22 protein-coding genes and 1 riboswitch are annotated in these 24,059 nt (G+C 76.0%); of the genes, 14 read left to right on the forward strand and 8 right to left on the reverse strand.

Annotated features, from left to right (window positions below; genetic code table 11):
• Positions 1-131 precede the first annotated feature (131 nt).
• The gene (locus ACZ4MO_RS16210) at positions 132-512 is read right to left on the reverse strand and encodes an RNA-binding S4 domain-containing protein (RefSeq protein ID WP_499279230.1); all 381 of its coding nucleotides are present in this window, start codon (positions 510-512) and stop codon (positions 132-134) included.
• A gap of 167 nt (positions 513-679) precedes the next feature.
• On the opposite strand from ACZ4MO_RS16210, the gene ACZ4MO_RS16215 reads away from it, so the two are divergent.
• The 3 genes from ACZ4MO_RS16215 to ACZ4MO_RS16225 all read left to right on the forward strand — a co-directional run bounded on the left by ACZ4MO_RS16215 (position 680) and on the right by ACZ4MO_RS16225 (position 3,461).
• Positions 680-946, forward strand: a complete 267-nt coding sequence (locus ACZ4MO_RS16215) for a GlsB/YeaQ/YmgE family stress response membrane protein (RefSeq protein WP_009865881.1) — start codon at positions 680-682, stop codon at positions 944-946.
• Between the two features lie 128 nt (positions 947-1,074).
• On the forward strand, positions 1,075-2,259 hold the full coding sequence (locus ACZ4MO_RS16220) for a GNAT family N-acetyltransferase (protein WP_175009317.1): 1,185 nt from the start codon (positions 1,075-1,077) through the stop codon (positions 2,257-2,259).
• Positions 2,256-3,461: a GNAT family N-acetyltransferase gene (locus ACZ4MO_RS16225; RefSeq protein ID WP_209828745.1), complete on the forward strand. Its 1,206-nt coding sequence runs from the start codon at positions 2,256-2,258 to the stop codon at positions 3,459-3,461. The genes ACZ4MO_RS16220 and ACZ4MO_RS16225 overlap by 4 nt, the downstream gene beginning before the upstream one ends.
• A 27-nt stretch (positions 3,462-3,488) precedes the next feature.
• On the opposite strand, the gene ACZ4MO_RS16230 is transcribed toward ACZ4MO_RS16225, so the two are convergent.
• On the reverse strand, positions 3,489-4,067 hold the full coding sequence (locus tag ACZ4MO_RS16230) for a dienelactone hydrolase family protein (protein ID WP_074803313.1): 579 nt from the start codon (positions 4,065-4,067) through the stop codon (positions 3,489-3,491).
• Positions 4,068-4,277: 210 nt separating this feature from the next.
• Here ACZ4MO_RS16230 and pgi point away from each other — a divergent pair, with 210 nt between their 5' ends.
• The 7 genes from pgi to ACZ4MO_RS16265 all read left to right on the forward strand — a co-directional run bounded on the left by pgi (position 4,278) and on the right by ACZ4MO_RS16265 (position 12,316).
• A complete protein-coding gene (pgi, locus tag ACZ4MO_RS16235) occupies positions 4,278-6,005 on the forward strand; it encodes a glucose-6-phosphate isomerase (protein ID WP_175009319.1) in 1,728 nt (575 codons plus the stop codon).
• Between the two features lie 271 nt (positions 6,006-6,276).
• Positions 6,277-7,116, forward strand: a complete 840-nt coding sequence (locus ACZ4MO_RS16240; protein WP_175009320.1) for an STAS domain-containing protein — start codon at positions 6,277-6,279, stop codon at positions 7,114-7,116.
• Positions 7,113-7,517: an STAS domain-containing protein gene (locus ACZ4MO_RS16245; RefSeq protein ID WP_021483159.1), complete on the forward strand. Its 405-nt coding sequence runs from the start codon at positions 7,113-7,115 to the stop codon at positions 7,515-7,517. Before ACZ4MO_RS16240 ends, ACZ4MO_RS16245 begins: the two co-directional genes overlap by 4 nt.
• Entirely contained in the window at positions 7,514-7,939 is a 426-nt protein-coding gene (locus ACZ4MO_RS16250; RefSeq protein ID WP_175009321.1) for an ATP-binding protein, read from the forward strand. Before ACZ4MO_RS16245 ends, ACZ4MO_RS16250 begins: the two co-directional genes overlap by 4 nt.
• A complete protein-coding gene (locus tag ACZ4MO_RS16255; RefSeq protein WP_175009322.1) occupies positions 7,936-8,976 on the forward strand; it encodes an ATP-binding protein in 1,041 nt (346 codons plus the stop codon). The genes ACZ4MO_RS16250 and ACZ4MO_RS16255 overlap by 4 nt, the downstream gene beginning before the upstream one ends.
• Positions 8,973-10,709 (forward strand): ATP-binding protein, encoded by a 1,737-nt coding sequence (locus ACZ4MO_RS16260; protein ID WP_175009323.1) that lies wholly within the window; start codon positions 8,973-8,975, stop codon positions 10,707-10,709. Before ACZ4MO_RS16255 ends, ACZ4MO_RS16260 begins: the two co-directional genes overlap by 4 nt.
• Positions 10,706-12,316 carry a SpoIIE family protein phosphatase gene (locus ACZ4MO_RS16265; protein ID WP_175009324.1) on the forward strand — a complete coding sequence of 537 codons (1,611 nt, stop codon included), beginning with the start codon at positions 10,706-10,708 and terminating at the stop codon, positions 12,314-12,316. The genes ACZ4MO_RS16260 and ACZ4MO_RS16265 overlap by 4 nt, the downstream gene beginning before the upstream one ends.
• Here the strand turns inward: ACZ4MO_RS16265 and ACZ4MO_RS16270 are convergent.
• Together ACZ4MO_RS16270 and ACZ4MO_RS16275 are read right to left on the reverse strand one after the other, a co-directional pair.
• On the reverse strand, positions 12,274-12,894 hold the full coding sequence (locus ACZ4MO_RS16270; protein WP_175009325.1) for a dihydrofolate reductase family protein: 621 nt from the start codon (positions 12,892-12,894) through the stop codon (positions 12,274-12,276). The two genes, ACZ4MO_RS16265 and ACZ4MO_RS16270, sit on opposite strands and share 43 nt — an antisense overlap.
• Before the next feature lie 194 nt (positions 12,895-13,088).
• Entirely contained in the window at positions 13,089-13,628 is a 540-nt protein-coding gene (locus ACZ4MO_RS16275; protein ID WP_186810452.1) for a DUF6069 family protein, read from the reverse strand.
• A gap of 222 nt (positions 13,629-13,850) precedes the next feature.
• On the opposite strand from ACZ4MO_RS16275, the gene ACZ4MO_RS16280 reads away from it, so the two are divergent.
• Together ACZ4MO_RS16280 and ACZ4MO_RS16285 are read left to right on the forward strand one after the other, a co-directional pair.
• Positions 13,851-15,122, forward strand: coding sequence for a histidine kinase (locus ACZ4MO_RS16280; protein ID WP_175009326.1), 1,272 nt, complete (start codon positions 13,851-13,853; stop codon positions 15,120-15,122).
• 86 nt (positions 15,123-15,208) lie between these two features.
• Complete coding sequence (locus ACZ4MO_RS16285) at positions 15,209-15,844, forward strand: response regulator transcription factor (protein ID WP_286185638.1); 636 nt, start codon at positions 15,209-15,211, stop codon at positions 15,842-15,844.
• A gap of 3 nt (positions 15,845-15,847) precedes the next feature.
• On the opposite strand, the gene ACZ4MO_RS16290 is transcribed toward ACZ4MO_RS16285, so the two are convergent.
• From ACZ4MO_RS16290 to ACZ4MO_RS16305, 4 genes are all read right to left on the reverse strand, one after another.
• Positions 15,848-16,168 (reverse strand): DUF4235 domain-containing protein, encoded by a 321-nt coding sequence (locus ACZ4MO_RS16290; protein WP_061267789.1) that lies wholly within the window; start codon positions 16,166-16,168, stop codon positions 15,848-15,850.
• A 78-nt stretch (positions 16,169-16,246) separates the two neighbouring features.
• Positions 16,247-17,341, reverse strand: a complete 1,095-nt coding sequence (locus ACZ4MO_RS16295) for an ATP-binding cassette domain-containing protein (RefSeq protein ID WP_175009328.1) — start codon at positions 17,339-17,341, stop codon at positions 16,247-16,249.
• Positions 17,341-19,053 carry an ABC transporter permease gene (locus tag ACZ4MO_RS16300; protein WP_342779594.1) on the reverse strand — a complete coding sequence of 571 codons (1,713 nt, stop codon included), beginning with the start codon at positions 19,051-19,053 and terminating at the stop codon, positions 17,341-17,343. The genes ACZ4MO_RS16295 and ACZ4MO_RS16300 overlap by 1 nt, the downstream gene beginning before the upstream one ends.
• A gap of 91 nt (positions 19,054-19,144) precedes the next feature.
• Positions 19,145-20,236, reverse strand: coding sequence for a thiamine ABC transporter substrate-binding protein (locus ACZ4MO_RS16305; protein ID WP_175009330.1), 1,092 nt, complete (start codon positions 20,234-20,236; stop codon positions 19,145-19,147).
• A gap of 82 nt (positions 20,237-20,318) precedes the next feature.
• Positions 20,319-20,423, reverse strand: a riboswitch (TPP riboswitch).
• Positions 20,424-20,738: 315 nt separating this feature from the next.
• On the opposite strand from ACZ4MO_RS16305, the gene ACZ4MO_RS16310 reads away from it, so the two are divergent.
• A complete protein-coding gene (locus ACZ4MO_RS16310) occupies positions 20,739-21,521 on the forward strand; it encodes an ATP-binding cassette domain-containing protein (protein ID WP_175009369.1) in 783 nt (260 codons plus the stop codon).
• Positions 21,518-24,055: an ABC transporter permease gene (locus ACZ4MO_RS16315; RefSeq protein ID WP_342779595.1), complete on the forward strand. Its 2,538-nt coding sequence runs from the start codon at positions 21,518-21,520 to the stop codon at positions 24,053-24,055. The genes ACZ4MO_RS16310 and ACZ4MO_RS16315 overlap by 4 nt, the downstream gene beginning before the upstream one ends.
• The last annotated feature ends 4 nt before the right edge of the window (positions 24,056-24,059 follow it).

Genomic DNA, 24,059 nt, shown 5'->3' on the forward strand with positions numbered 1-24,059 from the left:
CGCACTGATCCCGGGAGCCATCCCGACAGCCATCCCGACAGTACTGCCGACGGCCGGCGGACGCGTGCACGCGCGCGACCGCCGGCCGTCGCGCGCGACGGGCGCGGTCCCGGGTCAGAGGCGCCCGGGGGTCAGCCCCGGCCCCGCAGCCGGTCGAGGTCGCGGCGCTCGCGCTTCGTGGGACGGCCTGCGCCGCGCTCGCGGACGGCGACGCGCACGGTGAGCTCGCGGGGCGGCGGGGGCGGGCTCTGGTCGTCGACCGCCTGCGCGGCGAGGGTGGCGGACACCCGCTTCACGAGCACCTTCTCGACGACGAGGATCCGCTCCACGGGACCGCCCCGCACGACGACGCGGTCCTTCACCTTCACGCTCGTCGCGGGCTTCGCGCGCTCGCCGTTGACGCGCACGTGCCCGGCCTTCACGGCGGCCGTCGCCTGCGAGCGGCTCTTGAACACGCGGACGGCCCAGAGCCAGCTGTCGACGCGTGCGCTCGTCGCCTCGGTCGTCACCACCCTCCGAGCCTACGAGACCGCGCGCGGCGCGGTACCGGCGGGGCCGTGCGGCCCGCAGACCGCCGTCGGCGTGCGAGAACCGGGCACCCGTGCCACGGTGGTGCCAGGTCATTCGGGGCAAGAGTCCTTTTGGCCGGATCTGTCCCTACGGGAAACGGAGACGTGACATGGGCATCATCGGCTGGATCCTCATCGGCCTCATCATGGGTGCCATCGCCCGCGCGATCGTGCCGGGCAAGCAGAAGGGCGGCTGGATCGTCACCCTGCTGCTGGGCATCGTGGGCGCCCTGCTCGGCGGGTTCATCGCCTCGGCGGTGTTCGGCACCGACGTCAACGAGGAGTTCTTCGACCTCGGCACGTGGGGCTTCGCGCTCATCGGCTCCATCATCGTGGTGTTCATCTGGTCCTGGTTCACCAACCGCAAGCGCGCCTGACGGCGTCGGCCGCACCGGCGGCCCGCTTCCTCGGACGGCCCGGTCCCCTCAGGGGGACCGGGCCGTCCGTGCGTTCCCGGGGCGTATTGCCGTGGACGCGCCGCCCGTGCGCCGGACACGCTGGACCCATGAGCGCCGTCGCCCCTCCCGTCCCGGACGTCTCTCTCCCGCGCGGGTACACGCTCGTCGAGGCCCCGCACCCCGCGTCGCTCGACGCGCCCGAGGCGTGGGCCTACCTCGCCGTCGCGGACGTCGGCCGCGAGCACGAGCTCGAGGTGCACGGCTACGACGACCTCGCGCTGCCACCCCGCGAGATCTTCACGGGCATGGCCCACCAGGAGTACTCGGCGAAGCGCCGGTTCGTCGTCGTGCGCTCCGCCGCGGCGGCCACGTGGCACGAGCAGGGCGTCCCGCCCGCGGTGCCGGAGGTCGTCGCGCACCTCTTCGTGACGCGCCCGGTCACGAGCAACGAGCACCTGGGCGAGTCCTACGCCGTCGTGCGTCCCGCCGAGCGCGGCCGCGGCGTGGGGGGCGCGCTGCTCGCGCTCGGCGAGCGCCTGAACCTCGACGCGGGGCGCACCGTGCTCTTCTCGGACACGAACCACGGGGAGGAGCCGCCGCCCGGTCCCGGCGCGCTCGAGGCCACGACGGGCGCGGGCCGGGTCCCCGCGGACGCCCCGGGGCCGCGCTTCCTGCTCGCCCACGGGTACGTGCTCGAGCAGGTCGAGCGGCACTCGGTGCTCGACCTCCCGGTCGCGCCCGCGGTCCTCGACACGCACCGCGACGGCTCCCGGGCCGCGGCGGGCAGCGACTACCGCCTGCACACCTGGACCGACGAGGTGCCGGCGGCCTGGGCCGACCAGGTCGCGGTCCTCTTCACGCGCATGAGCACCGACGCGCCGACCGGTGGCGTCGACTACGGCGAGGACCCGTGGGACGCGCGGCGCGTGCGGACGTGGGTGCAGCAGCAGGCCGAGAAGGACGACGCGTTCCTCGTGTGCGCCGCCGAGCACGTGCCGTCGGGCACGCTCGCGGCGTTCACCGTGCTCGTCCACCCGCGCGGGCGCGAGGACTTCGCGATCCAAGAGGACACGCTCGTGCTGCGCGAGCACCGCGGGCGCCGGCTCGGGATGTTCGTCAAGGTCGCCAACCTCGACGCGCTCGTGGCGCAGCGCCCCGGCACCCGACGCGTCCACACGTGGAACGCGCAGGAGAACGACCACATGCTCGCGATCAACGTCGCGCTCGGCTTCCGCCCCGCGGGCGTCTGGGCCGCGTGGCAGCGCAGGACGACCCCGGAGGACGGCGAGTGACCGCACCGCACGCAGGACCGACCATTCCCGCCGCCCGCGACGGGCGCGTGCGCATCGAGCCCGTCCCGGGGCACCTCGACGGGCCCGACGCCTGGGCCGTCCACGGCACGGTCCGGGTGGGCGACGCGATCGACCGCGCGATCCACGGCCACACCGACCTCGTGCTCGACGCGGCCACGGTCGCGTCCACCGTCGCCAGCGCGGGCTACCGCCGCGTGCTGCGGTGGGTCGCGGTGCTCGACGACGCCCCGCTCGGCTCGACCCCCCGGCCGGAGGACGTCGTCGGACGGTCGATGGTGGCGCTCCCGCAGCAGGGCAGCACGCACACGGCGCTCGTCTACGTAGGCGTGGACCCGGCGCACCGGCGCCGCGGCGTCGGCACCGCGCTGTGGGAGGCGGCGCTGGAGGTCGCGCGCGCGGAGGGCCGGCGGGTGATCCAGTCCGACTCGTCGTTCGCCCCGGAGCCGCCGCCCGGCCCGGGTGCGATCGAGGCGCCCACGGGCAGCGGACGCGTCCCGGCGCACGACGACGCCACGACCTTCGCGCTGCACCGCGGCTTCACGCTCGAGCAGGTGATGCGGCACTCCGTGCTCGCGCTCCCGGTGCCGTCGGCCGTGCTCGACCCGCTGCGCGAAGCGGCGACGGCGCGGGCGGCCGGGTACCGCGTGCACGTGTGGACGGACGAGGTCCCCGAGGAGTGGCTCGACCAGCTCGCGGTGCTCGAGACGCGCATGAGCACCGACGCCCCGAGCGGCGGCCTCGACCTGGCGGAGGACCCGTGGGACGCGGAGCGCGTCCGGACCTTCTCCCGGGAGATCCACTCCCGCGGCCAGGGCTACGTCGTCGCCGCGGCGGAGGACACGGCGTCGGGCACGCTCGCGGCGTTCTCGATGGTCGCGTACCCCCGCGACCGGCCGGAGGTCGTGTTCCAGGAGGACACGCTCGTGCTCCGCGAGCACCGCGGGCGCAGCCTGGGCCTGCTCGTCAAGGTCGCCGTGCTCGACGAGCTGGCGCGGAGCCGGCCGTCGGCACGCCGCGTGCACACGTGGAACGCAGAGGAGAACCGGCACATGCTCGCGATCAACGTCGCGCTGGGCTTCGCGCCCGCGGGCGTCGAGGCGGAGTGGCAGCTCGTGCTCGACGCCTCCCCCGGCCCTGCGCCGGGACCGGTGCCCGCACCGGAGCCCGGCAGCGCGTCCTGACCCCGGGGGTCGCCGCGACCCGACCGCTCAGCGGATGCCGTCGAGGAAGCGGATCACCCGCTCGGTGACGAGCGCGGCGGCCTCCGGCTCGTACGACGGCAGGCTCGGGTCCGTGAAGAGGTGGCGGTCGCCGGGGTAGACGAACAGCTCGGCGTCGGGCGTGGACTCCACGAGCTCGCGCGCGGCGTCGAGGTCGCCCTCGCCCGCGAACGACGGGTCCGCGTCCATCCCGTGCACCTGGACGGGCACGGCGTCGGGCCACGCGTCGCCGAACTCGGAGACGGGCACGCACGCCTCGAGGAGCACCGCGCCCTTGGCGCCCGGCTGCGTCTGGGCGAGCATCTGGGCGGGGAGGACGCCGAGGGAGACCCCGGCGTAGACGACGCCCGCGTCGTAGCCGTCCGCGGCGGCCCGGCCGCGCTCCAGCACGGTCCCGAAGCCGAGCTCCTGCACGTGCGCCATGCCCTCGTCGAGGGTCGCGAACGTGCGCCCCTCGAAGAGGTCGGGCGTGTGCACGACGTTCCCCGCGCCGCGCAGCGTCTCCGCGAGCGTCCGCACGCCCTCCGTCAGTCCCTGCACGTGGTGGAACAGCACGACCTCCGCCATGGTCCCTCCTCCGATCGTCGCTCGTGGGCCGTGCGACGGCGTCGCCGCCCGGTGCGCGCCCGACGGCGCACGACCCCCATCGTCGCGCGCCCTGCCCACGCGCGCCCGGGGTCCAGGGACCTGCGACGGCCGTTCGTCAGGCCGCCGGACCATGGACCGCGGGACGGTCGGGGTGGGCGAGGGCCGACGTCGGTCAGTAGTTTGGTGGTCATGACCTCGCAGCCCGTGCCGCCCCCGATCGACCCCACCACCACGCCGTCCTGGACCGCGCTGACCGTGCACCGCGACACCGTGGAGCCGGACCTGCGCACCTGGTTCGCGGCCGACCCGGACCGCGCGCGCCGCCTCACGCACCAGGCGGCCGACCTCACGGTCGACCTGTCGAAGAACCTCGTCACCGACGAGACGCTCGAGCTGCTCGTGCGGCTCGCCGAGGAGGTCCACCTCGACGACCGCCTCGAGGCGATGTTCACGGGCGAGCACATCAACGTCACGGAGGACCGCGCCGTCCTGCACACGGCCCTGCGCCGGCCGACCCCGCTGGGCGACGACGAGCACCTCGTCGTCGACGGTCAGGACGTCGACGCGGACGTGCACGCGGAGCTCGCCAAGGTGTACGCGTTCGCGGACCAGGTCCGCTCGGGCGAGTGGACGGGCGTCACGGGCGAGCGCGTGCGCACGGTCGTGAACATCGGCATCGGCGGCTCCGACCTCGGGCCGGTCATGGCGTACGAGGCGCTGCTCCCGTACAAGCACCAGGACATCGAGGTCCGGTTCGTCTCGAACATCGACCCGACGGACGTCGCGGAGAAGACGGCGGGCCTCGACCCGCGCACCACGCTGTTCATCGTCGCGTCCAAGACGTTCGGCACGCTCGAGACCCTGACCAACGCGCGCCTCGCGCGCGACTGGCTGTGGACGGAGCTCGCGGCGGTCGGCGCGATCGAGGACACGGACGAGGCCCGGCAGGCCGCCGTCGCGCAGCACTTCGTCGCCGTCTCGACCGCGCTCGACAAGGTCGCGGCCTTCGGGATCGACCCGGCGAACGCGTTCGGGTTCTGGGACTGGGTGGGCGGACGCTACTCCGTCGACTCCGCGATCGGCACGTCGCTCGCGATCGCGATCGGGCCGGACCGGTTCGCCGAGCTGCTCGCGGGCTTCCACGCGATCGACGAGCACGTGCGCCGCACGCCGTTCGAGCGCAACGTCCCGGTCCTCATGGGGCTGCTCAACGTCTGGTACGTGAACTTCCTCGACGCGCACACGCACGCCGTGCTCCCGTACGCGCAGTACCTGCACCGCTTCCCGGCGTACCTCCAGCAGCTCACCATGGAGTCCAACGGCAAGCGCGTGCGCTGGGACGGCTCCCCCGTGACCACGGAGACGGGCGAGATCTTCTGGGGCGAGCCGGGCACGAACGGCCAGCACGCGTTCTACCAGCTCATCCACCAGGGCACGCGCCTCATCCCGGCCGACTTCATCGCGGTCGCGAACCCCGCGCACCCCCTCGTCGACGCGGTGGGCGACGGCGGCGCGGTGCAGCCCGGCGCGGACGTGCACGGCCTGTTCCTCGCGAACTTCTTCGCCCAGACGAAGGCGCTCGCGTTCGGCAAGACGGCGGACGAGGTCCGCGCCGAGGGCACCGCGGAGCACCTCGTGAGCGCCCGCACGTTCCCGGGCAACCGCCCGACGACGTCGATCCTCGCGCCCGCGCTCACGCCGTCGGTCCTGGGCCAGCTCATCGCGCTCTACGAGCACATCACGTTCGTGCAGGGCGTCGTGTGGGGCATCGACAGCTTCGACCAGTGGGGCGTCGAGCTCGGCAAGAAGCTCGCGCTCGAGATCGCGCCGGCCGTCGCGGGCGACGAGGACGCCCTCGCCGCGCAGGACCCGAGCACCGCGGCCCTCATCGACCGCTACCTCGACCTGCGCGGCTAGCCTGCGCCCCGCCCGAGCTCGGGGACGACCGTGCTCGGGCGGCTCGCGGGAGCCGTCGCGGCCCCACGGGATCGTGCCCGCGCACCCGCCCGCCCGCGTCCGCGGCCTGTGTCGTCCGCCTCACGCCGCAGACGTGTCGCGAGGTCGCGGCGCCGTGCGCACGACCGCCCCTCCACAGCCGCGCTGCGAGCGCCCCCGCGCTGCGTACACTGGCGGGCGCGCGACCGCCGCGAGCCCGTTCGGCGTCGCTCTCACCGTGGAAGGAACCCCGATGGCCGACGCCGCCACCCCCGAGACTCTTGCTCAGACCCTGATCGAGCACGCCGACGCCGTGCGCAGCGCGTGGCTGGAGGCCGCGGCGCACGAGCTCCACGGCCGCACCTCGCGGGGCGAGCTCGAGCGGGAGCAGGGCGAGATCCTCGACGCGCTCCTCGACGGCCTGCGTGCCGGCGGCGTCTCGCTCGCCGAGCCGGCGTTCGACCAGCTCCGGGGCATCCTCGCGGACGTGTCGTCCGCCCGTGCCCGCCTCGGCTTCACGCCCCGCGAGACCGCGATCGGCGTGTTCGCGCTCAAGGAGGGCCTGTACCGGCTCGACTCCGCGACCGGCGCCGACACGGACGTGACCCCGCTGCTGCGCCTCGTCGACCAGCTCGGGCTCTTCACGTTCGAGACGTTCGCGGCCGCGCGCGAGGGGATCATCGCCGAGCAGGCCGAGCAGCTGCTCGAGCTCTCGACCCCCGTGGTCAAGCTCTGGGAGGGCATCGTCGCAGTGCCGCTCGTGGGGACGCTCGACTCCGCGCGCACCCAGGTCGTCATGGAGAAGCTGCTCAACACGCTCGTCGACACGGGCAGCGAGCACGCGATCATCGACATCACGGGCGTGCCCGCGGTGGACACCCAGGTCGCGCAGCACCTGCTCAAGACGGTCGTCGCGGCGCGTCTCATGGGGGCCGAGTGCACGATCAGCGGCATCCGCCCGCAGATCGCACAGACGATCGTCGCGCTCGGTATCGAGTTCGGCGACATCCGCACGCGCGCGACCCTCGCCGACGCCCTCGTCGACGCGCTGCGCGCGAGCCGGGACACCCGCCGGACCGGGCTCCCCGCATGACCGACGGCGTCCCCATCCTCAAGATCGGCTCGACGCTCCTCGTCTCGATCCAGATCGACCTCCAGGACGACACGGCGCTGCAGCTCCAGGAGGACCTCGCGCAGCGGATCACCGACACCGGTGCGCGCGGCGTGATCATCGACATCTCCGGGCTGGAGATCGTCGACTCGTTCATCGGCCGCATGCTCGCGTCGGTCGCCGGCATCTCGCACGTGCTCGACGCGACGACGGTCGTCGTGGGCATGCGCCCGGCCGTCGCCATCACGATGGTGGAGCTCGGGCTGTCGCTCGGCGACGTCCGCACCGCGCTGGACGTCGAGCGCGGCCTCGCGCTCCTCGCCCCCGAGGAGCGGTCCGCCGAGGACGTGCTCCTGGCCGCCGCCGAGCGCGAGGAGAGATGACCACCACCACCCCGCCGCCGTCGTCGACCGCGGAGCGCGTGCCCGTGCGCACCGACTCCGACGTCGTCAAGGTGCGCCAGCTCGTCCGGTCGCTCGCGCAGCAGGCGCGCCTCTCGCTCGTGGACCAGACGAAGCTCGTGACGGCGGCGAGCGAGCTCGCGCGCAACACCCTCGTGTACGGGGGCGGCGGCGAGGCCGAGGTACAGCTCGTGACGGAGGGAGCGCGGACGGGCGTCCGCGCCGTCTTCTCGGACGAGGGGCCGGGCATCCCCGACCTCGACCTCGCGCTCACCGACGGCTGGACCAGCGGCGGCGGGCTCGGGCTGGGGCTCTCGGGGTCGCGGCGCCTCGTGCAGCACTTCGCGATCGACACCGCGGCGGGCGTGGGCACGCGCGTCGAGATCGCGACCTGGTCGCGATGACCGCGGAGGACACCGACCGTCCCGACGTGCGCCGCACGCTCGTCGAGGACGGCACCTGGTACACCGTGGACCACCCGTCCGCGGTCGGCAGCGTGCGCCGCGGCGCGAGCGTCGCCGCGCGCAACCTCGGCCTCGACGACGAGCGCGCGGCCGAGGTGGGCCTCGTCGTCTCCGAGCTCGCGACCAACCAGTGCCGCCACGCCGGTGGCGGCTCGGTGCTCGTCCGCGTCCGGCGCACCGGCGACGAGGCCGCGCTCGACGTGCTCGCCGTCGACTCCGGCCCGGGCATGCGGGACATCACCGCGGCGATGCGCGACGGGGTCTCGAGCCGGGGCACGCTCGGCATCGGCCTCGGCACCCTGCCCCGTCTCGCGTCGGCGTGGGACGCGTGGACGTCGCCCGGGCAGGGGACGGTCATCGCGGCGACGTTCGTCGCGCACGGCGCGACCACCGACCTCGCGGCCCCCACGGGCGTGACCCGCCCCATGACCGGGCAGGACGTGTGCGGCGACGCCCTCGCGGTGCGCCACGACGACGGCGTGCCGAGTCTCCTCGTCGCCGACGGGCTCGGCCACGGACCGCTCGCCGCGGCGGCCTCCGCGGCCGCGGTGCGGGCCTTCCTCGACGCGCCTCCCGGCAGCCCGGTCGCGCTCCTCGAGCGCGTGCACGGCGCCCTCGGCGGCACCCGGGGCGCGGCCGTCTCGGTCGTCCGGGCGTCGGACGGCGTGCTGCGCTGCGCCGGGCTCGGCAACATCGCCGGGACGGTCCACGGCACGCGGTCGCGCGGTCTCGTGAGCCACCCCGGCATCGCCGGGACGCGCGGCCGGCCGCTGCGCGAGACGACGTACCCCGTCGAGCCGGGCGACGTCGTCGTGCTGCACAGCGACGGACTGACGGCCCGGTGGTCGCTCGCCGACTATGCGGGCCTCGCCGTCCGGTCCCCTCTCGTCGTCGCGGGCGTCCTGCTCCGCGACCACGCCGTGCGCCGCGACGACTCCTGCGTGGCGGTGCTGCCGATCCCCCGGGAGGCCGCGTGAGCACCACCCTCCTCATCACCCAGCTCCGCTCAGACTCCGACGTGCTCGCGCTGCGCCGGGCCGGGCGCGAGATCTGCCGGCTGCTGGGCCTCGACACGCAGGACCAGGTGCGCGTCGCGACGGCGCTGTCCGAGATCGGGCGGTCCGCGGTCGGCTCCGGCACGGCCGACGTCGTCGTGGGCGTCCTGCCCGGGCTCCCGCAGGCCACGCTGCGCGCCGAGATCGTGGCGGGGACGCCGTTCCTCGTCGAGGGCGACTCGAGCGACGGCGGCGTCCCGGCCGCCCGACGGCTCGTCCCCGGCCTGCAGGTCGACCCGACGGGCACGCGCGTGCTGCTCACCAAGGCCCTGCCCGCGACCGCGCGCACGGACGAGGCGACCCTCGCGGGCGTGCGCCGGTCCACCGCCGCCGCGCACGTCGCCGACGCGAGCGACGAGGTGCGCGTGCAGAACGCCGAGCTCGTGCGGACGCTCGACGAGCTGACGCACCAGCAGGACGAGCTGCGGCGCTTCAACGAGGAGCTGGAGGAGACGAACCGCGGGGTCCTCGCGATGTACGACCAGCTCTCGGCGGAGCTCGAGGAGACCAACACCGGCGTCGTCGCGCTGTACGCCGAGCTCGACGAGCGCGGGCGCGAGCTCGCCGCCGCCAACGAGGCGAAGACCCGCTTCCTGCGGAACGTCAGCCACGAGCTGCGCTCGCCCGTGAACTCGATCATCGGCCTCACCTCGCTCCTCGCGGACTCCCACCTCGACGCCGACCAGACGCAGCAGGTCGGGTTCCTGCGCGAGAGCGCGACGACGCTGCTCACGCTCGTCGACGAGCTGCTCGACCTCGCGCGCGCCGAGGCCGGCCACGACGACGTCGAGCCCACGCTCGTCGACCTCGGGGGGCTGCTCGACGAGCTGCGCGGCACCACCCTGCCGCTGGTGCGGTCCGGCGTGTCGCTGCGGGTCGCGGCCGAGCCGGGACTCACGCTCGTCACCGACCGCCGGCTGCTGTCCCGCGTGCTGCGCAACCTGCTGACGAACGCGGTGAAGTTCACGGACGAGGGCGAGGTCGTGCTGCGGGCCGCGGCCGACGGCGACGTCGTGCGGTTCGACGTGCGCGACACGGGTCTGGGGATCCCCGCCGACCAGCTCGACGCCGTGTTCGAGGAGTTCGTCCAGGTGCCGAACCGCCTGCAGCCGACCGTCCGCGGCACGGGCCTCGGCCTGCCGTACGCGCGGCGCACGTCGGAAGCGCTGGGCGGCACGCTCGTCGCGACGTCGCGCCCGGGCGCCGGGAGCGTCTTCACGCTGCGCCTCCCGTCGCTCACGGCGGCTCCCGAGGACGCCCCCGCCGCGCGACCGGAGCCCGAGGAGGCCCCCGTGCGCGACGCCCCGCTCGGGCACGTCCTCGTCGTCGACGACGACCGCGCCTACGCGTCGGTCGTCGCCTCGATGCTCCGCGACGCCGCCGCGCGCGTCAGCGTCGCGCACGACGCCACGCACGCGCTCGCGCTGCTGCACGACGGCCCGGCCGACGTCGCGCTCCTCGACGTGTGCCTGCCCGGCACGGACGGCCTCGCGCTGCGGTCGCGGATCCGCGACGTGCACCCGGGCACCGCGGCCGTGCTCATGTCGAGCGCCCCGCCACCGCCCGGCATCGGCGACGTGCCGTTCCTCGCGAAGTCCGAGATCGACCGCGACCGCCTGGTGGCGGCCCTGGGGCGCGAGGTGCGGAGCCGATGAACGCCGACCGCACCGTGCTCGTCGTCGACGACACGCCCGCGCACCGGTACGTCATGGCGAGCTGGCTGCGGCGGGCCGGGTTCGGCGTCGTCGAGGCCGGGACCGGCCGCGACGCGCTCGAGCACGCCACGACCCCGGTCGACGCCGTCGTGCTCGACGTGAACCTGCCGGACCTCTCGGGCCGCGAGGTGTGCCGGATCCTCAAGAGCGACCCCGCGACCGCGCACCTCCCCGTGCTGCACGTCTCCGCGACCGACGTCGACGCCGCCGCGCGGACGGCCGGGCTGGAGGGCGGCGCGGACGCCTACCTGCCCGAGCCGCTCGACCGGGACGAGTTCCTCGCGACGATCAGCGCGCTGTGCCGGCGCGTCGACGCGCAGCGCGGCGCCGGGCGCACCGCCCGCCGCCTGGAGGCGCTCACCGACGCGCTCGTCCCCCTGCACGAGGCGCGCTCTCCCGAGGCCGTCGCCGACCACGCCGCCCGGGGCGCGTGCGCCGTCCTCGGTCGCGCCGTGATCTCGATGGTCGTCGCGGACGCCGGGGTCGTGCTGCGCTCGGTCTGCGTCGCAGAGGGTGCCGCGCTCGTGCGCGGTCGCGGCCCGACGGCGGTCCTCCCGCCCTCCGGCGCGTCGACAGCCGTGTTCGGCCCCGACGAGGTGCCCGCACCGTGGCAGCCGCTCTTCCGTGAGGCGAGGATCGGACCGTCGGCGTGGTTCACGCTCTGGCTCGAGGACGCCTCGGGGGCGCTCGTCGGCGGCCTGGGCATCGAGGTCGGCGACGAGCCGCTGTCCGAGGAGGAGCAGGAGGCCGCCGCGCGCTTCACGGAGGCCGCGACGGTCGCCCTGTCGAACCTGCGCACGTTCACGGAGGAGCACCGGATCGCCCTCGCGCTCCAGCGCGCGCTCCTGCCGTCCGGGCTGCGGGTGAGCGGCGGCGTCGAGGTCGTCGCGCGCTACGAGGCGTCGGACGCGCGGCTCGACGTCGGCGGCGACTTCTACGACGCGTTCGACCTCCCGGACGGGCGCGTGGCCGTCGTCATCGGCGACGTCCAGGGCCACTCCCTGCGCGCGGCGACCGTGATGGCGGAGGTGCGGGTCACGCTGCGCGCCTACCTGCGCGAGGGGCACGACGCCGCGTCGGCGCTGGACCTGCTCAACGCGGCGCTGCGCGAGGACCACCCCGAGTTCGCGACCGTGTGCGTGTGCGTGCTCGACCCCCGCACGGGCGCCCTCGAGCTCACGGACGCCGGCCACCTGCCCGCGTTCCTCGTGCGCACCGACGGCACGGTCGACCGGGCCAAGGCGGGCTCGCGCCTGCTCGGCGTGCCGAGCCCGCAGGCCCGCCCCGCCCACCACGACGTGCTCGCCCCCGGCGACCTCCTCGTGCTCGTGACCGACGGTCTCGTCGAGCGCCGCGGGGCGTCGCTCGTGGACGCGCTGGACCGGCTGGCCCGGGTCGCGGCGCAGCACGCCGGCGCGAGCCCGACCGTCCTGTGCGAGCGCGTCGTCGCGGCGTTCGACGACCCGGGCCGCGAGGACGACGTCGCGGTGGTCGCCGTCGCGCGTCAGGCGTCTCCGGACGGCACCTTGTCCTTGACGTCGTCGTAGCCGACGTCCCCGGGGACCTCACCCGGGGCGTAGACGAGCCGCACGACGCCCGTCGGGAACGTCTCCGAGCGCAGGAGCGTCAGCGGGTAGAAGGGCTCCCCCTCGTCGAACAGCCGCTCGCCGGTGCGGGCCGCGACGGGGTGGACGAGCAGGCGCAGCTCGTCGAGCAGCCCCGCGGCGAGGAGCTGGCGCACCACCGAGATCGACCCGGCGACGAGCACCTTGCCGAGGCCCGGCTCCTCCTTGAGCGCGCGGACCGCGTCGACGAGGTCGCCGTCGACCCGCTCGACGTGCCGCCAGCCGAGGTCCTGGTCGCCGCGCGTCGCCACGATCTTCCGCAGGTTCCCGAGCCGCGCGGCGAACTCCGCGTCCTCGCCCCCGGCGGTCTCCCGCTCGGGCCACGCGCCGGCGAAGCTGTCGTACGTGACGCGCCCGAGGAGGAGCGCGTCGACGTCCCGGTAGTCCTCGTCCACCGCCGCGGCCATGTGGTCGTCGAAGTAGGGGAAGTGCCACGCCGGGTCGATCTCGGCGACGCCGTCGAGCGAGAGGAACAGGGTGGACACGATCGTCGCGGTCATGGGTGGGCCTTCCGGTCGGGCTGGTGGACGAGGGGGCAGACCGTCATGGCCGAACGAACTCATCGTCGCGCGCCGAGCACGCCCCACGCGACCGCTCAACACGGGGTCAGCGACCAGATCCGGCCGATCCCGGTCGCCGACCCCGTGCCCGACGGGGGTGGGGGCGGGGAGAGGGTGTGGGTGGGGGGCGGGGTTCAGCGGCGGAGGGCCAGCGTCAGGGTCGCGCCCACCGTCAGGTGCTCGACGACGAGCAGGGCCACCGCGCCGGGCGTCACCGCTCCGAGCGGGCCGAGCAGGGAGACGAGCAGCACGACGCCGCACGTCACGAGCCAGGCCCGCCGCCCGCCCGAGCGCAGGCGGCCGAGCAGCGCACGCACGCCCCACCCGACGTACCCGACGACGAGCGTCACGACGACCGCCGCCACGACGCCGACCGTCTGCGTCCCGCTCGAGGTGCGCACCACGGGGTCGACGCCGAGCGCCGTCCCGGCCAGCAGCACGACGGCGGCGAGCACCGCCGCGGCGGGCGGGACGAGCCAGCGCGGGACGCGCCGCCCCGCCCCGACCCCCGGGACGCGGCGACGAGCACGAACCTCGACCTCGGGCTGGTGGACCTGTGCCGCAGGGCCGGGCCCGCCGTCGGGCGCCGACGAGCGGGTACGGTGCGGGACGCGCGGGGTGCCGTCCGAGGTGCCGTCCGAGGTGCCGTCCGAGGTGCTCCGCGTCGTGGACATGACGTTCCTCCTTCGTCGCGCGGCGCGGTGCCGCGGCTCGCGCGACCGGGGCCGCGGCCGGCGGGTGCCGACACCCCACGCTCGCGGCCGGAGCCTCCGTCCCGCACCGGTCGGAGGGCGGCGGCCGGACCGACCGGCGTCGGCTCCCGACCCTGCTGCCGGACGACGACCCCCGACCTTGGTCGGTGGTCCGCCGTCCGGGGGCCGCCTAGCGTCCGGAGCATGACCACCACCGACTGCCCTCCCCTCGCCGGGCGCCCCGTCCTCGCGACGGCCGCCGCGCGCCGCGACGGCACGCGCCCCCTCGTGCCGGGGTGGGTGGTCGCGCTCGCCTGGCTCGCCGTCGCGGTGCTCACGGCGCTCGCGACCGCCGGGATCGTCGCGCAGGACGACGCCGGCGCGGCACCGTGGCTCGACGTCACCGTCGCGGTCCTCGCCCTGGCGGCGCTCCCCCTGCTGTGGTCGCGGACCCCGCGCGACGCCCCGGTGACCGGCGCGCTGGTCCTCGCCTCACTCGCGGCGTGCTCGGGCGCCGCGACGCCCGCCTCGACCGTCGCGACCCTGCAGGTCGCCCGCTGGTACCCGCTGCGCACCGCGCTCCCGGTCGCGGTCGCCGGGTTCCTCGGCCACGCCGCGCAGGCGCTGTGGCGACCGCAGGCGCTGCCGCTCGGCTGGTGGCTCCTGTGCGACCTCGCCGTGCACGCCGCCCTGCTCGGCTGGGGCCAGTACGCGCAGGCGCGCGCCCAGCTGCTCTGGTCGCTGCGGGACCGTGCGCGCCGCGCCGAGCACGAGCAGGAGCGCCGCGTCGCCGAGGCGCGCGTCGCGGAGCGCACCCGGATCGCGCGCGAGATGCACGACACCCTCGCGCACCGGCTCTCGCTCCTCGCCGCCACGGCGGGCGCGCTCGAGTACCGGCCGGACGCCGACCCGGAGCGGCTCGCCCGCGCCGCAGGCCTGGTGCGCGCCGGGGTGAGCTCCGCGCTCGACGACCTGCGCGACGTCGTGCGGGTGCTGCGCACGGAACCCGGGCCCGGCGGGACCGACGCGCTGTCGCCGCAGCCGACGCTCGACGACGTCGAGCGGCTCGTCGTGGAGGCGCGCGACGCGGGCGGCGTGGTGACCTACGAGCGGACCGGGTCGGCCGACGTCCCGCCGACGGTCGCGGTCGCGGCGTTCCGCGTCGCGCAGGAAGGGCTGACGAACGCCCGGCGGCACGCGCCGGGCGGCCCGGTGACCCTCCGCGTCGTCGCCCGGGCGGGCGAGGTCCGGGTCACGGTGTCCGACGGCGGCCCGCGCCACGTCCCCGTCGGCGCGGGCGGTGCGGGGGCGGGGGGCGCCGCGGGCGGTGCCGACGCAGCGAGCGGCTCGGGCGCCGGCTCCGGCACCGGCCTGGTCGGCCTGCGCGAGCGCGTCGACCTGCTCGGCGGGACCTTCGACGCGGGGGCGCACGGCGCGGGGTTCGTGCTCGACGTGCGGCTACCGTGGGACGCGTGACGGAGCAGGGTGGGCGCGGGGACGCCCCGCGCGGGAGCGGCCACCACGACACCGGGGCGGTCCCCCGGGACACCGCGCGCACCCGCCTGGTGATCGTCGACGACGACGCGCTGGTCCGCGCCGGGCTCCGCCTCATGCTCGACGGCGCGCACGGCATCGAGGTCGTCGGCGAGGCCGCCGACGGCGCGGAGGTGGCGACCGTGCTCGACGCGCACCCGACCGACGTCGTGCTCATGGACCTGCGGATGCCGCGCGTCGACGGGATCGAGGCCACGCGGCGCGTGCGGTCACGGCCGGACGCGCCCGCCGTCGTCGTGCTCACGACGTTCGACACGGACGAGGAGGTCGTCGGCGCCCTGCACGCCGGTGCGTCCGGCTACCTGCTCAAGGACATGCCGCCGGAGCGGATCGTCGCCGCCGTGCGCGCTGCCGCGACGGGCGAGCCCGTGCTGTCGCCGGAGATCGCGCGGCGTCTCATGACGTCGGTCGCCGACGCGGGCGGCCAGCGCGAGCGGGCCCGGGCCGCGCTCGACGCGCTCACCGGGCGCGAGCGCGACGTCGCGGTCGAGCTCGGCCGCGGCGCGACGAACGCGGACATCGCCGCGCGCCTGTTCCTCAGCGTCCCGACGGTCAAGGCCCACGTGTCGAACGTGCTGCTCAAGCTCGGGCTGGAGAACCGGACGCAGGTCGCGCTGCTCGTCCACGCCGCGGGCCTCGACTGACCGTCAGTCGCCGGGCCACTCCCCCGTCCAGCGCTCGAACGCGCGCGCCCCGCCGCGGTCGATGAGCGCCTTCACGACCGCGTAGACCGCGCCCTGCAGGAGCGCGGCGAGCACGATCTCCTTGAGCGGGTACTCCGACTGCAGGGGTGTCGGGGCGTCCTTGCGGTGGCCGGGCGAGACCCGCTTGTAGATCTGCTTGAACACCTGCCCGGCGACGAGCCCGCCCACGACGGAGCTGACGATGCCGACGGGGCGGTACAGGATCTTCGCGGACTTGCTGCCGTTCTTCTCCGGGGGGTGGTCACCGGTCGTCACGTCGTCCATCCCCCGACGCTAGGTCGGCTGCGGCGCTCTCGCTCGTCGCACGGCCCCGGGCGGCCCGCCGGGGGCCAGGCCGGGACGTCAGGCCGGGACGACGGCGCACCCCGCCGGGTCGACGACGACCCGCACCCGGTCGCCCGGCTCCGCGACCGACGGGGCGCCCGCGAGCGCCACGAGCCGGGCGGGCGCACCGCCGTCGGCGCGGGGCAGGTCGACGTCGACGGTCACCTCGACCGCCCCGCGGCGGAAGACGCTCCCGACGACCGTCGCGTCCCACGCGTCGTCCGACGCCGGCACGCCCTCGGTCGTGAGGCGCAGGCCGCGCGGGCCGACCGCGAGCAGGTTCGCGGGCCCGTGCGGGACGAACGCCTGGTAGCCGAGGAACTCCGCGACGCGGCGCGACGCGGGCGCGCGCCAGAGGTCCTCGGGCGGCGCGACCTGGAGGAGCCGGCCCGCGTCCATGACGGCGACGCGGTCGGCGACGGTGAACGCCTCGTCGTGGTCGTGGGTGACGAAGACGGCGGTCGTGCCGGTGGCGCGCAGGGCCTCGCGCAGGTCGAGCGCGAGGCGCTCGCGCAGCCCCCGGTCGAGCGCGGAGAGCGGCTCGTCGAGCAGGAGCAGCCGGGGGCGCGGCGCGAGCGACCGCGCGAGCGCGACGCGCTGGCGCTCGCCCCCGCTGAGCGTCGCGACCGCGCGCCGCTCGTACCCGGCGAGCCCGACGACGTCGAGCAGCTCGGTCACGCGCGCGTCCCGCGCGGCGCGCGGCAGCCCCGCGATGCCGTACGCGACGTTGCCCGCGACGTCGCGGTGCGGGAAGAGCTGGCCCTCCTGGAACATGAGCCCGTACCCGCGGCGGTGCACGGGGACGCCCGTGAGGTCGCGGCCGTCCCACGCCACGGAGCCCGCCGCGACCGGCTCGAGCCCGGCGACGGCGCGCAGCAGGCTCGACTTGCCGCACCCGCTCGGCCCGAGCAGGGCGAGCACCTCGCCGGGCGCGACGTCGAGCGTGACGCCCGCGACCGCCGTCGTGCCGGGGTCCGTGCGCGCTCCCCCGGCGCCGCGGCCGCCGTACCGCACGACGACGTCGCGCACCGCGAGCCCGGCGGCCTCCCCCGGGCCGGGGCGCGACGGCTCCGGCGCGCCCGTGCGCGCGGGGGCGGGGTCGGTCTGCACCATCAGAACTCTCCTCCGGGTCGGTCGCCGCGCAACCGCTCGGCGAGCAGCATCACGGTCGCGGTGAGCAGCGCGAGCACGACGCTCGCCGCGAGCGCCATGCCGTAGTTCTCGGCACCCGGGCGGCCGATGAGCCGGAAGATCACGACCGGCAGGGTCGCGCTGTCCGGGCGGGCGAGGAACGACGTCGCGCCGAACTCCCCGAGCGAGACGGCGAACGCGAACCCGACCGCCAGCCCGAGCGACCGGGCGGCGATCGGGCCGTCGACCGTGCGGAAGACGCGCCCGGGCGCGGCGCCGAGGGTCGCGGCGGCCTCGCGCAGGCGCGGGTCGATGGCGCGCAGCGTCGGCAGGACCGTGCGCACGACGAGCGGCGTCGCGACGACCGCCTGCGCGATCGGCACGAGGAGCCCCGACGTGCGGAGGTCGACGTCGAGCCCGAGCGGCCGGTCGAGCGTGACGAGGAACCCGAACCCGACCGTCACGGCGGAGACCCCGAGCGGGAGCATGAACACCGAGTCGAGCACCGAGATCGCGCGCCGACCCGCGCGCGAGCGCGGGCGCCGGGACACGACGAGCGCCACGAGTCCACCGACCACGACGGCGAGCACGGTCGCGAGCGCGGCGGTGCGCAGCGAGTTGCCCGCCGCCTCCCACACGGTGACGGACAGGGCGTTGCGCCCGCCCGTGGTGCCGAGGTTCGCGTAGTTGTCGAGGCCCCAGCCGCCGCCCGGGACGCGGAACGAGCGCACCACGAGGGTGCCGAGCGGGAGCCCGACGAGCACGACGACCACGGCCGCGGTGAGCGCCGCGGGCGCCAGGTCGCCCGTCGGGCGGCCGTCGCGCCACAGGCGCAGCGGGTGCGCGGACGACGCCGAGGACGACAGGTTCAGGGCCCGCTCGCGCCGGGCCCGCGTGCGGTTCGCGACGGTGAGCGCCGCAGCGACGACCACGAGCTGCACGACCGACAGCACCGCCGCGGTGCGCAGGTCGAGGAACTGGGTCGTCTGGATCCAGATCTCCGTCTCGATGGTCCCGTAGCGGATGCCGCCGAGCACGAGCACGACGCCGAACGCCGTCGCGCAGAAGAGGAAGACGATCGACGCGGCGCTCGTGATCGCGGGCGTCAGCGCCGGGAGCGTCACGGTGCGGAACGCGCGCCACGGCGTCGCGCCGAGGGCGCGCGCGGCCTGCTCGGCGCGCGGGTCGAGGTGCTCCCAGAGCCCGCCGACCGTGCGCACCACCACGGAGTAGTTGAAGAACACGAGCGCGACGACGATCGCCGCGAACGTCTCGTCGAGCTGCAGGAACCCCAGCGGGCCGCCCTGCACGAGCAGCGACCGGAACGCGACGCCGACGACGACGGTCGGCAGCACGAACGGGACCGTGACGAGCGCGCGCACGACCCGCCGCCCGGGGAACCGGCACCGGTACAGCACGTACGCGCCGGGCACGCCGAGCAGCAGCGACAGCGCCGTGCCGAGCACGGCCTGCCAGAGCGTGAGGCCGACGATCCGCCACGTGCGGGGCTCGGAGAAGACCTCCGCGAACCCCGAGAGGTCGAGGCCGCCGTCGTCCCCGACGAACCCGCGCGCCACGAGCGTGACGACCGGCCACGCGAAGAACACCCCGAGGAACGCGAGCGGCACGGCCGCCGCCAGACCCCACAGCACCCCGCGCCCGACGCCGCCCCGCCGGACCTCCCGACCCCTCACCACGGCTCTCCCCCGCGCGACCAGGGCTTCCCCTCGCGTGACCACGGCTCTACCCCGCGAGGTAGAGCCGTGGTCGCCCGGGGACCGGGGGTCAGTCGACGACCGTCGCCGTCCATGCCTTGATCCACTCGTCGCGGTGCGCCGAGACGTCCGCGGGCGCGACCTCGAAGGGCTCGTCGGCGAGCGGCGCGAGCTCGGCCCAGCCGTCGGGCAGCGCGACGGAGTCGTCGGCCGGGTACATGTACATCTGGTCCGCGACGTCGGCCTGGAACGTCTCGCTCACGAGGAAGTCGAGGAACTGCTGCGCGCCCTCGGGGTTCTTCGCGTTCGCGAGCACGCCCGCGTACTCGACCTGGCGGAAGCACGTGTCGAGCAGGGCGCCCGTGGTCGACGCGGAGCCGTCCTCGGTGAGCGTGAACGCGGGCGACGTCGAGTACGACAGCACGAGCGGGCGCGGGCCCGCGCCCTCCGAGCCGGAGAAGTCCACGTAGTACGCGTCCGACCAGCCGTCGACGACCTTCACGCCGTTGGCGCGCAGGTCCGCCCAGTAGTCCTCCCAGCCGTCCTCGCCGAACGCCCCGACGGTCGCGAGGAGGAACGCGAGGCCCGGCGACGACGTCGCGGGGTTGGTCACGACGAGGAGGTCCCGGTACTCGGGCTTCGCCAGGTCCTCGAGCGTCACGGGCTCGGGGATCCCCGCGTCGGCGAACCACGTGTGGTCCACGTTGACGCACACGTCCCCGAGGTCGACGGCGGTGAGCTCGCCGCCGTCGCCGACCGCGTACGACGCCGCGGACTCCGAGACGTCCGCGGGCGTGTACGGCTCGAGGACGCCCTCGTCGATGGCGCGCGACGCGAAGGTGTTGTCGATCCCGAACACGACGTCGCCGAGCGGCGAGTCCTTCGTGAGGATCAGCTGGTTGACCAGCGCACCGCCGTCTCCGGGCGCGACCTGCTCGACCGTGAGCCCGCTCTCCTCCTCGAACGCGGCGAGCACGTCGTGGCTCACCGCGAAGGAGTCGTGGGTCACCAGGGTGACCGTGCCCCCGCTGCCCGACGACGCGCCGTCGCCCCCGGCGCCGTCGCCGCCCGAGCAGGCCGCGAGGGCGAGGAGCGCGAGCGTCGCGCCCACGCCGGTCGCGAGGGCCCGGCCGCGGCGGCCGACGGTGGTCGTGTGCTGCATGTGTCCTCCCTGGACGTTCAGGAGGGGTCCACCAACCCGACGAGCCGCGCGCCGGGTGGGCGCGACGGACCGCGCGAGCAGGTGATCGAGATTCCCGACTTCCTCCACCGGTGCTAACCGGATCAGGTTCGAGGGTCTGCGGTGGTCCGCACTCTCAGCTCCTCCAGGAGCTCCCCTGTCGTTCACCGCGAGCCTACACCGGCCCCTCACCCCGAGAGTCCCCTGAGAGGACCCTGAGCACGGGCGACCGCGGACCAGGGGCGGCTCGGGGCTCGTCCCCGATGCCGCGGGCGTGCGCGTCGCGGGAGGGTCGGTACGGCCGCCGGGAGCCCGGCGGCCACCAGGACACGACGCGGCGCGGTGAGCCACGACGCGCCGGCAGGGGCACGACGAGAGGACGGACGAGGACGTGACGACGACAGGTGCGGCACAGCGGAGCACCCCGCGCGAGGGCCCGCCCGCTGAGAGCGCTGAGGGCGCTGAGGGCGGTGCGCGACCCGCGATCGCGACCGCGCGCGGGCTGGTGAAGACGTACGGGCGCGGCGAGGCCGCGGTCCGGGCGCTCGACGGCGTGGACGTGGACGTCGAGAAGGGTCGGCTGACCGCGATCATGGGCCCGTCCGGGTCCGGGAAGTCCACGCTCCTGCACTGCCTCGCAGGGCTCGACTCCCCCACGGCGGGGACCGTCGTCGTCGACGGAGAGACCGTCTCCGCGATGAGCGAGCGCCGGCTGACGCGCCTGCGGCGCACGCGCCTGGGGTTCGTCTTCCAGTCGTTCAACCTCGTGCCGACGCTCACGGCGGAGGAGAACATCGTGCTGCCGCTCGCGATCGCCCGCCGTCCCGTCGACCGGGAGTGGTTCGACCGCGTGGTCGACGCCGTGGGCCTGCGCCCCCGCCTGGGGCACCGGCCCGCCGAGCTGTCGGGCGGGCAGCAGCAGCGCGTCGCGTGCGCGCGGGCGCTCGTGTCGCGTCCCGCGATCGTGCTGGCGGACGAGCCGACGGGGAACCTCGACTCGCGCGCCGCCGCGGAGGTCCTGGGCTTCCTGCGCGCGTCCGTGGACGACCTCGGCCAGTCCGTCGCGATGGTCACGCACGACCCGACCGCCGCGTCGTACGCCCACCGGGTGCTCTTCCTCGCGGACGGCCGCCTCGTGACCGAGCTCCACGACCCGACGCCGCAGGCGGTCCTCGACACGCTGGGCGCCCTCACGCCCGCCGCGCCGTCGCCGGCGCACGCGCCCGCGGGCGCCGCCGGGGTGCCGACGACGGCGGCCGCCCGATGATGGGCCGGATCGCGCTGCGCGGCGTGCGCGCGCACGGCGCGCAGCTCGTCCTCTCGGTCCTCGCGGTGACGATCGGCGTCGCGTTCGTGACCGGGACGTTCGCCCTGCGTGCGATGCTCGCCACCACGTTCGACGGCATCGTCGCCTCGTCGGTCCAGGCGGACGCGTACGTGCGCGGCGCGTCGTCGGCCGGGGACGCGCTGATGTCGGCGTCGGCCCAGGTGGGCGGTGCGCGCAGCCTCGTCCCGGCGGACCTGGCGCGCGACCTCGGCGCGCGCGACGACGTCGCGCTCGCGCTCCCGGACGTGAGCGGTCCCGCGGTGCTCGTGGGCGCGGACGGGACCGCGGTCCTCGGCAGCCAGGCGCCGAGCATCGGCGTCGCCTACGACCCCCGCGACCCCGGCCCGCAGGTGGTCGACGGCCGCGCACCCCGCGACGGTGGCGAGGTCGCGCTCGAGTCGGCGACGCTCGCGTCGTCGGGCCTCGCGGTGGGCGGCACGACCGACGTCGTGCTGGGCGACGCCGTGCGGCCCGTGCGCGTGGTCGGCGAGGTCTCGCTGTCCGCGCCGATGGCGGGCGCGACGATCGTCCTGCTCGACGCCGGGACCGCCGCCGCGACGTACGCGCCCGACGGCCTCGTCCCGTCGGTCGCTCTGTACGCGGCCGACGACGTCTCCCCGGAGGCGCTGCGGGACGCCGTCGCGACCGCGCTCCCCGCGGGCGCCGAGGCGCTGACGGGGGCGGAGCTGCGCGCCGAGACGAGCGAGGCGATCACCGACCAGCTCGGGTTCGTCTCGACGTTCCTGCTGGTGTTCGCCGCGCTCGCGCTGTTCGTCGGCACGTTCATCATCACCACCACGTTCTCGATGCACGTCCGACGCCGCACGCGCGAGCTCGCGCTCCTGCGCGCGGTGGGCGCGTCGCCCGGGCAGGTGTTCGGCTCCGTGGTAGGGCAGGCGGCGGTCGTCGGGGCCGTGGGCGCGCTGCTCGGCGTCGGGGCGGGGTTCGGCCTCGCGGAGCTCGCCCGGACCGGCCTGGGCGCGGTCGGCATGGAGCTGTCCGGCACGCTGCCCGTCACGACCGCGGGGGTCGTCGTCCCGCTCGTGGTCGGCATCGTGGTCTCGGTGCTCGCCGCGGCCCTGCCCGCGCGGCACGCCGCGCTCGTGCGCCCGGTGGAGGCGATGCGCGCCGACGTCGTCCGGCCCGCCGGGACCGGTCGGGTCCGTGCCGCCGTCGGGACCCTCGCGCTGCTCGCGGGCGTGGGGCTCGTCGTCGCGGCGGCCGTGGCCGGCAGCGGGGGCGCGCCCCTCCTCGGGCTCGGCGCGGCCGGCGTCGTCGCGGGCGTGCTCCTCCTCGCCCCGCTCGCGGTCGGCCCGGTGCTGACCGTCCTCGCCGCGCCGTTCGTCGCGCTGGTCCGCCCGCTGGGCGGCCTCGCACGCGGCAACGTCACGCGCCAGCCGCGGCGGACCGCGGCGACCGCGGGCGCGCTCGTCGTCGGGATGGCGCTCGTCTCGACGACGTCCGTCCTCGCGCTGTCGGCGCGGACCTCCGTGCAGGACATCGTCGACCAGGAGACGGCGGCCGACCTCGTCGTCCGCTCGGCCACGCCGTACCTCCCCGACGGGGTCGCGGGCGACGTCCGCACCGTGCCGGGCGTCACGGCGGTCGACGTCACGACGTACGGGCAGGTCGTCGTCGACGGCGAGCCGCAGCTCGTCGTCGGCTTCCCCGCCGAGGGCTTCGGCCGCTCCGTGCGCACGACCGCGACCGAGGGCGACCTCGCCGCGTACGCGCGGGGCGAGGCCGCGGTCATGGCGGACGCGCTCGACGAGCACGGCTGGGCGCTGGGCGACGTCCTGACGCTCGCCGACCCGGCACGGCCCGACCTCCCGGCCCGGGAGGTGCGCATCGGCGCGGTGGTCGACTCGCACGCGTTCTCCGTCGACCTGCTCCTGCCGCCCGACGTGGCGGCCTCCGTCGGCGCGACGACGACGGAGATGCTCTTCCTCGACACCGAGCCCGGCGCGGACCTCCCGGCCGTGCGGGCCGCGGTGACCGACGCCGTCGCGCCGTACGTCGTCGCGTCCGTGCTCGACGCCGACGAGTTCGCCGGGGAGGTCGCGGGACAGGTCGAGTCGGTCCTCGCGATCGTCTACGCGCTGCTCGGGCTCTCCGTGCTCGTCGCCGTGCTCGGCATCGTCAACACGCTCGCCCTGTCCGTCGCGGAGCGGACGCGCGAGATCGGGCTGCTGCGCGCCGTCGGGCTCGGGCGGGCCCAGCTCGCGACGACGATCGTCATCGAGTCCGTGCTCGTCGCCGTGTTCGGCACGGCGGTCGGGCTCGTGGTCGGGACCGGGCTCGCCGCCGCGCTCCCGTCGGTGCTCGCGGACGAGGGCTTCACGACCCTCGCCGTGCCGTGGGCCCAGCTCGGCGCGATGCTCGTGCTCGCGGGCGTCGTGGGCGTCGTCGCCGCGGTGTGGCCCGCGGTGCGCGCCGCACGCCTCCCCGTCCTGGACGCGGTGAGCCACGACTGAGCCG

Source organism: Sphaerisporangium cinnabarinum, assembly GCF_055567015.1.

Coding starts and splice junctions, on each gene's coding strand:
- ACZ4MO_RS16215 (WP_009865881.1), top strand. CDS start 680: ATGGGCATCATCGGCTGGATCCTCATCGGCCTCATCATGGGTGCCATC.
- ACZ4MO_RS16220 (WP_175009317.1), top strand. CDS start 1,075: ATGAGCGCCGTCGCCCCTCCCGTCCCGGACGTCTCTCTCCCGCGCGGG.
- ACZ4MO_RS16230 (WP_074803313.1), bottom strand. CDS start 4,067: ATGGCGGAGGTCGTGCTGTTCCACCACGTGCAGGGACTGACGGAGGGC.
- pgi (WP_175009319.1), top strand. CDS start 4,278: ATGACCTCGCAGCCCGTGCCGCCCCCGATCGACCCCACCACCACGCCG.
- ACZ4MO_RS16240 (WP_175009320.1), top strand. CDS start 6,277: ATGGCCGACGCCGCCACCCCCGAGACTCTTGCTCAGACCCTGATCGAG.
- ACZ4MO_RS16245 (WP_021483159.1), top strand. CDS start 7,113: ATGACCGACGGCGTCCCCATCCTCAAGATCGGCTCGACGCTCCTCGTC.
- ACZ4MO_RS16250 (WP_175009321.1), top strand. CDS start 7,514: ATGACCACCACCACCCCGCCGCCGTCGTCGACCGCGGAGCGCGTGCCC.
- ACZ4MO_RS16255 (WP_175009322.1), top strand. CDS start 7,936: ATGACCGCGGAGGACACCGACCGTCCCGACGTGCGCCGCACGCTCGTC.
- ACZ4MO_RS16265 (WP_175009324.1), top strand. CDS start 10,706: ATGAACGCCGACCGCACCGTGCTCGTCGTCGACGACACGCCCGCGCAC.
- ACZ4MO_RS16270 (WP_175009325.1), bottom strand. CDS start 12,894: ATGACCGCGACGATCGTGTCCACCCTGTTCCTCTCGCTCGACGGCGTC.
- ACZ4MO_RS16275 (WP_186810452.1), bottom strand. CDS start 13,628: ATGTCCACGACGCGGAGCACCTCGGACGGCACCTCGGACGGCACCTCG.
- ACZ4MO_RS16280 (WP_175009326.1), top strand. CDS start 13,851: ATGACCACCACCGACTGCCCTCCCCTCGCCGGGCGCCCCGTCCTCGCG.
- ACZ4MO_RS16290 (WP_061267789.1), bottom strand. CDS start 16,168: ATGGACGACGTGACGACCGGTGACCACCCCCCGGAGAAGAACGGCAGC.
- ACZ4MO_RS16295 (WP_175009328.1), bottom strand. CDS start 17,341: ATGGTGCAGACCGACCCCGCCCCCGCGCGCACGGGCGCGCCGGAGCCG.
- ACZ4MO_RS16305 (WP_175009330.1), bottom strand. CDS start 20,236: ATGCAGCACACGACCACCGTCGGCCGCCGCGGCCGGGCCCTCGCGACC.
- ACZ4MO_RS16315 (WP_342779595.1), top strand. CDS start 21,518: ATGATGGGCCGGATCGCGCTGCGCGGCGTGCGCGCGCACGGCGCGCAG.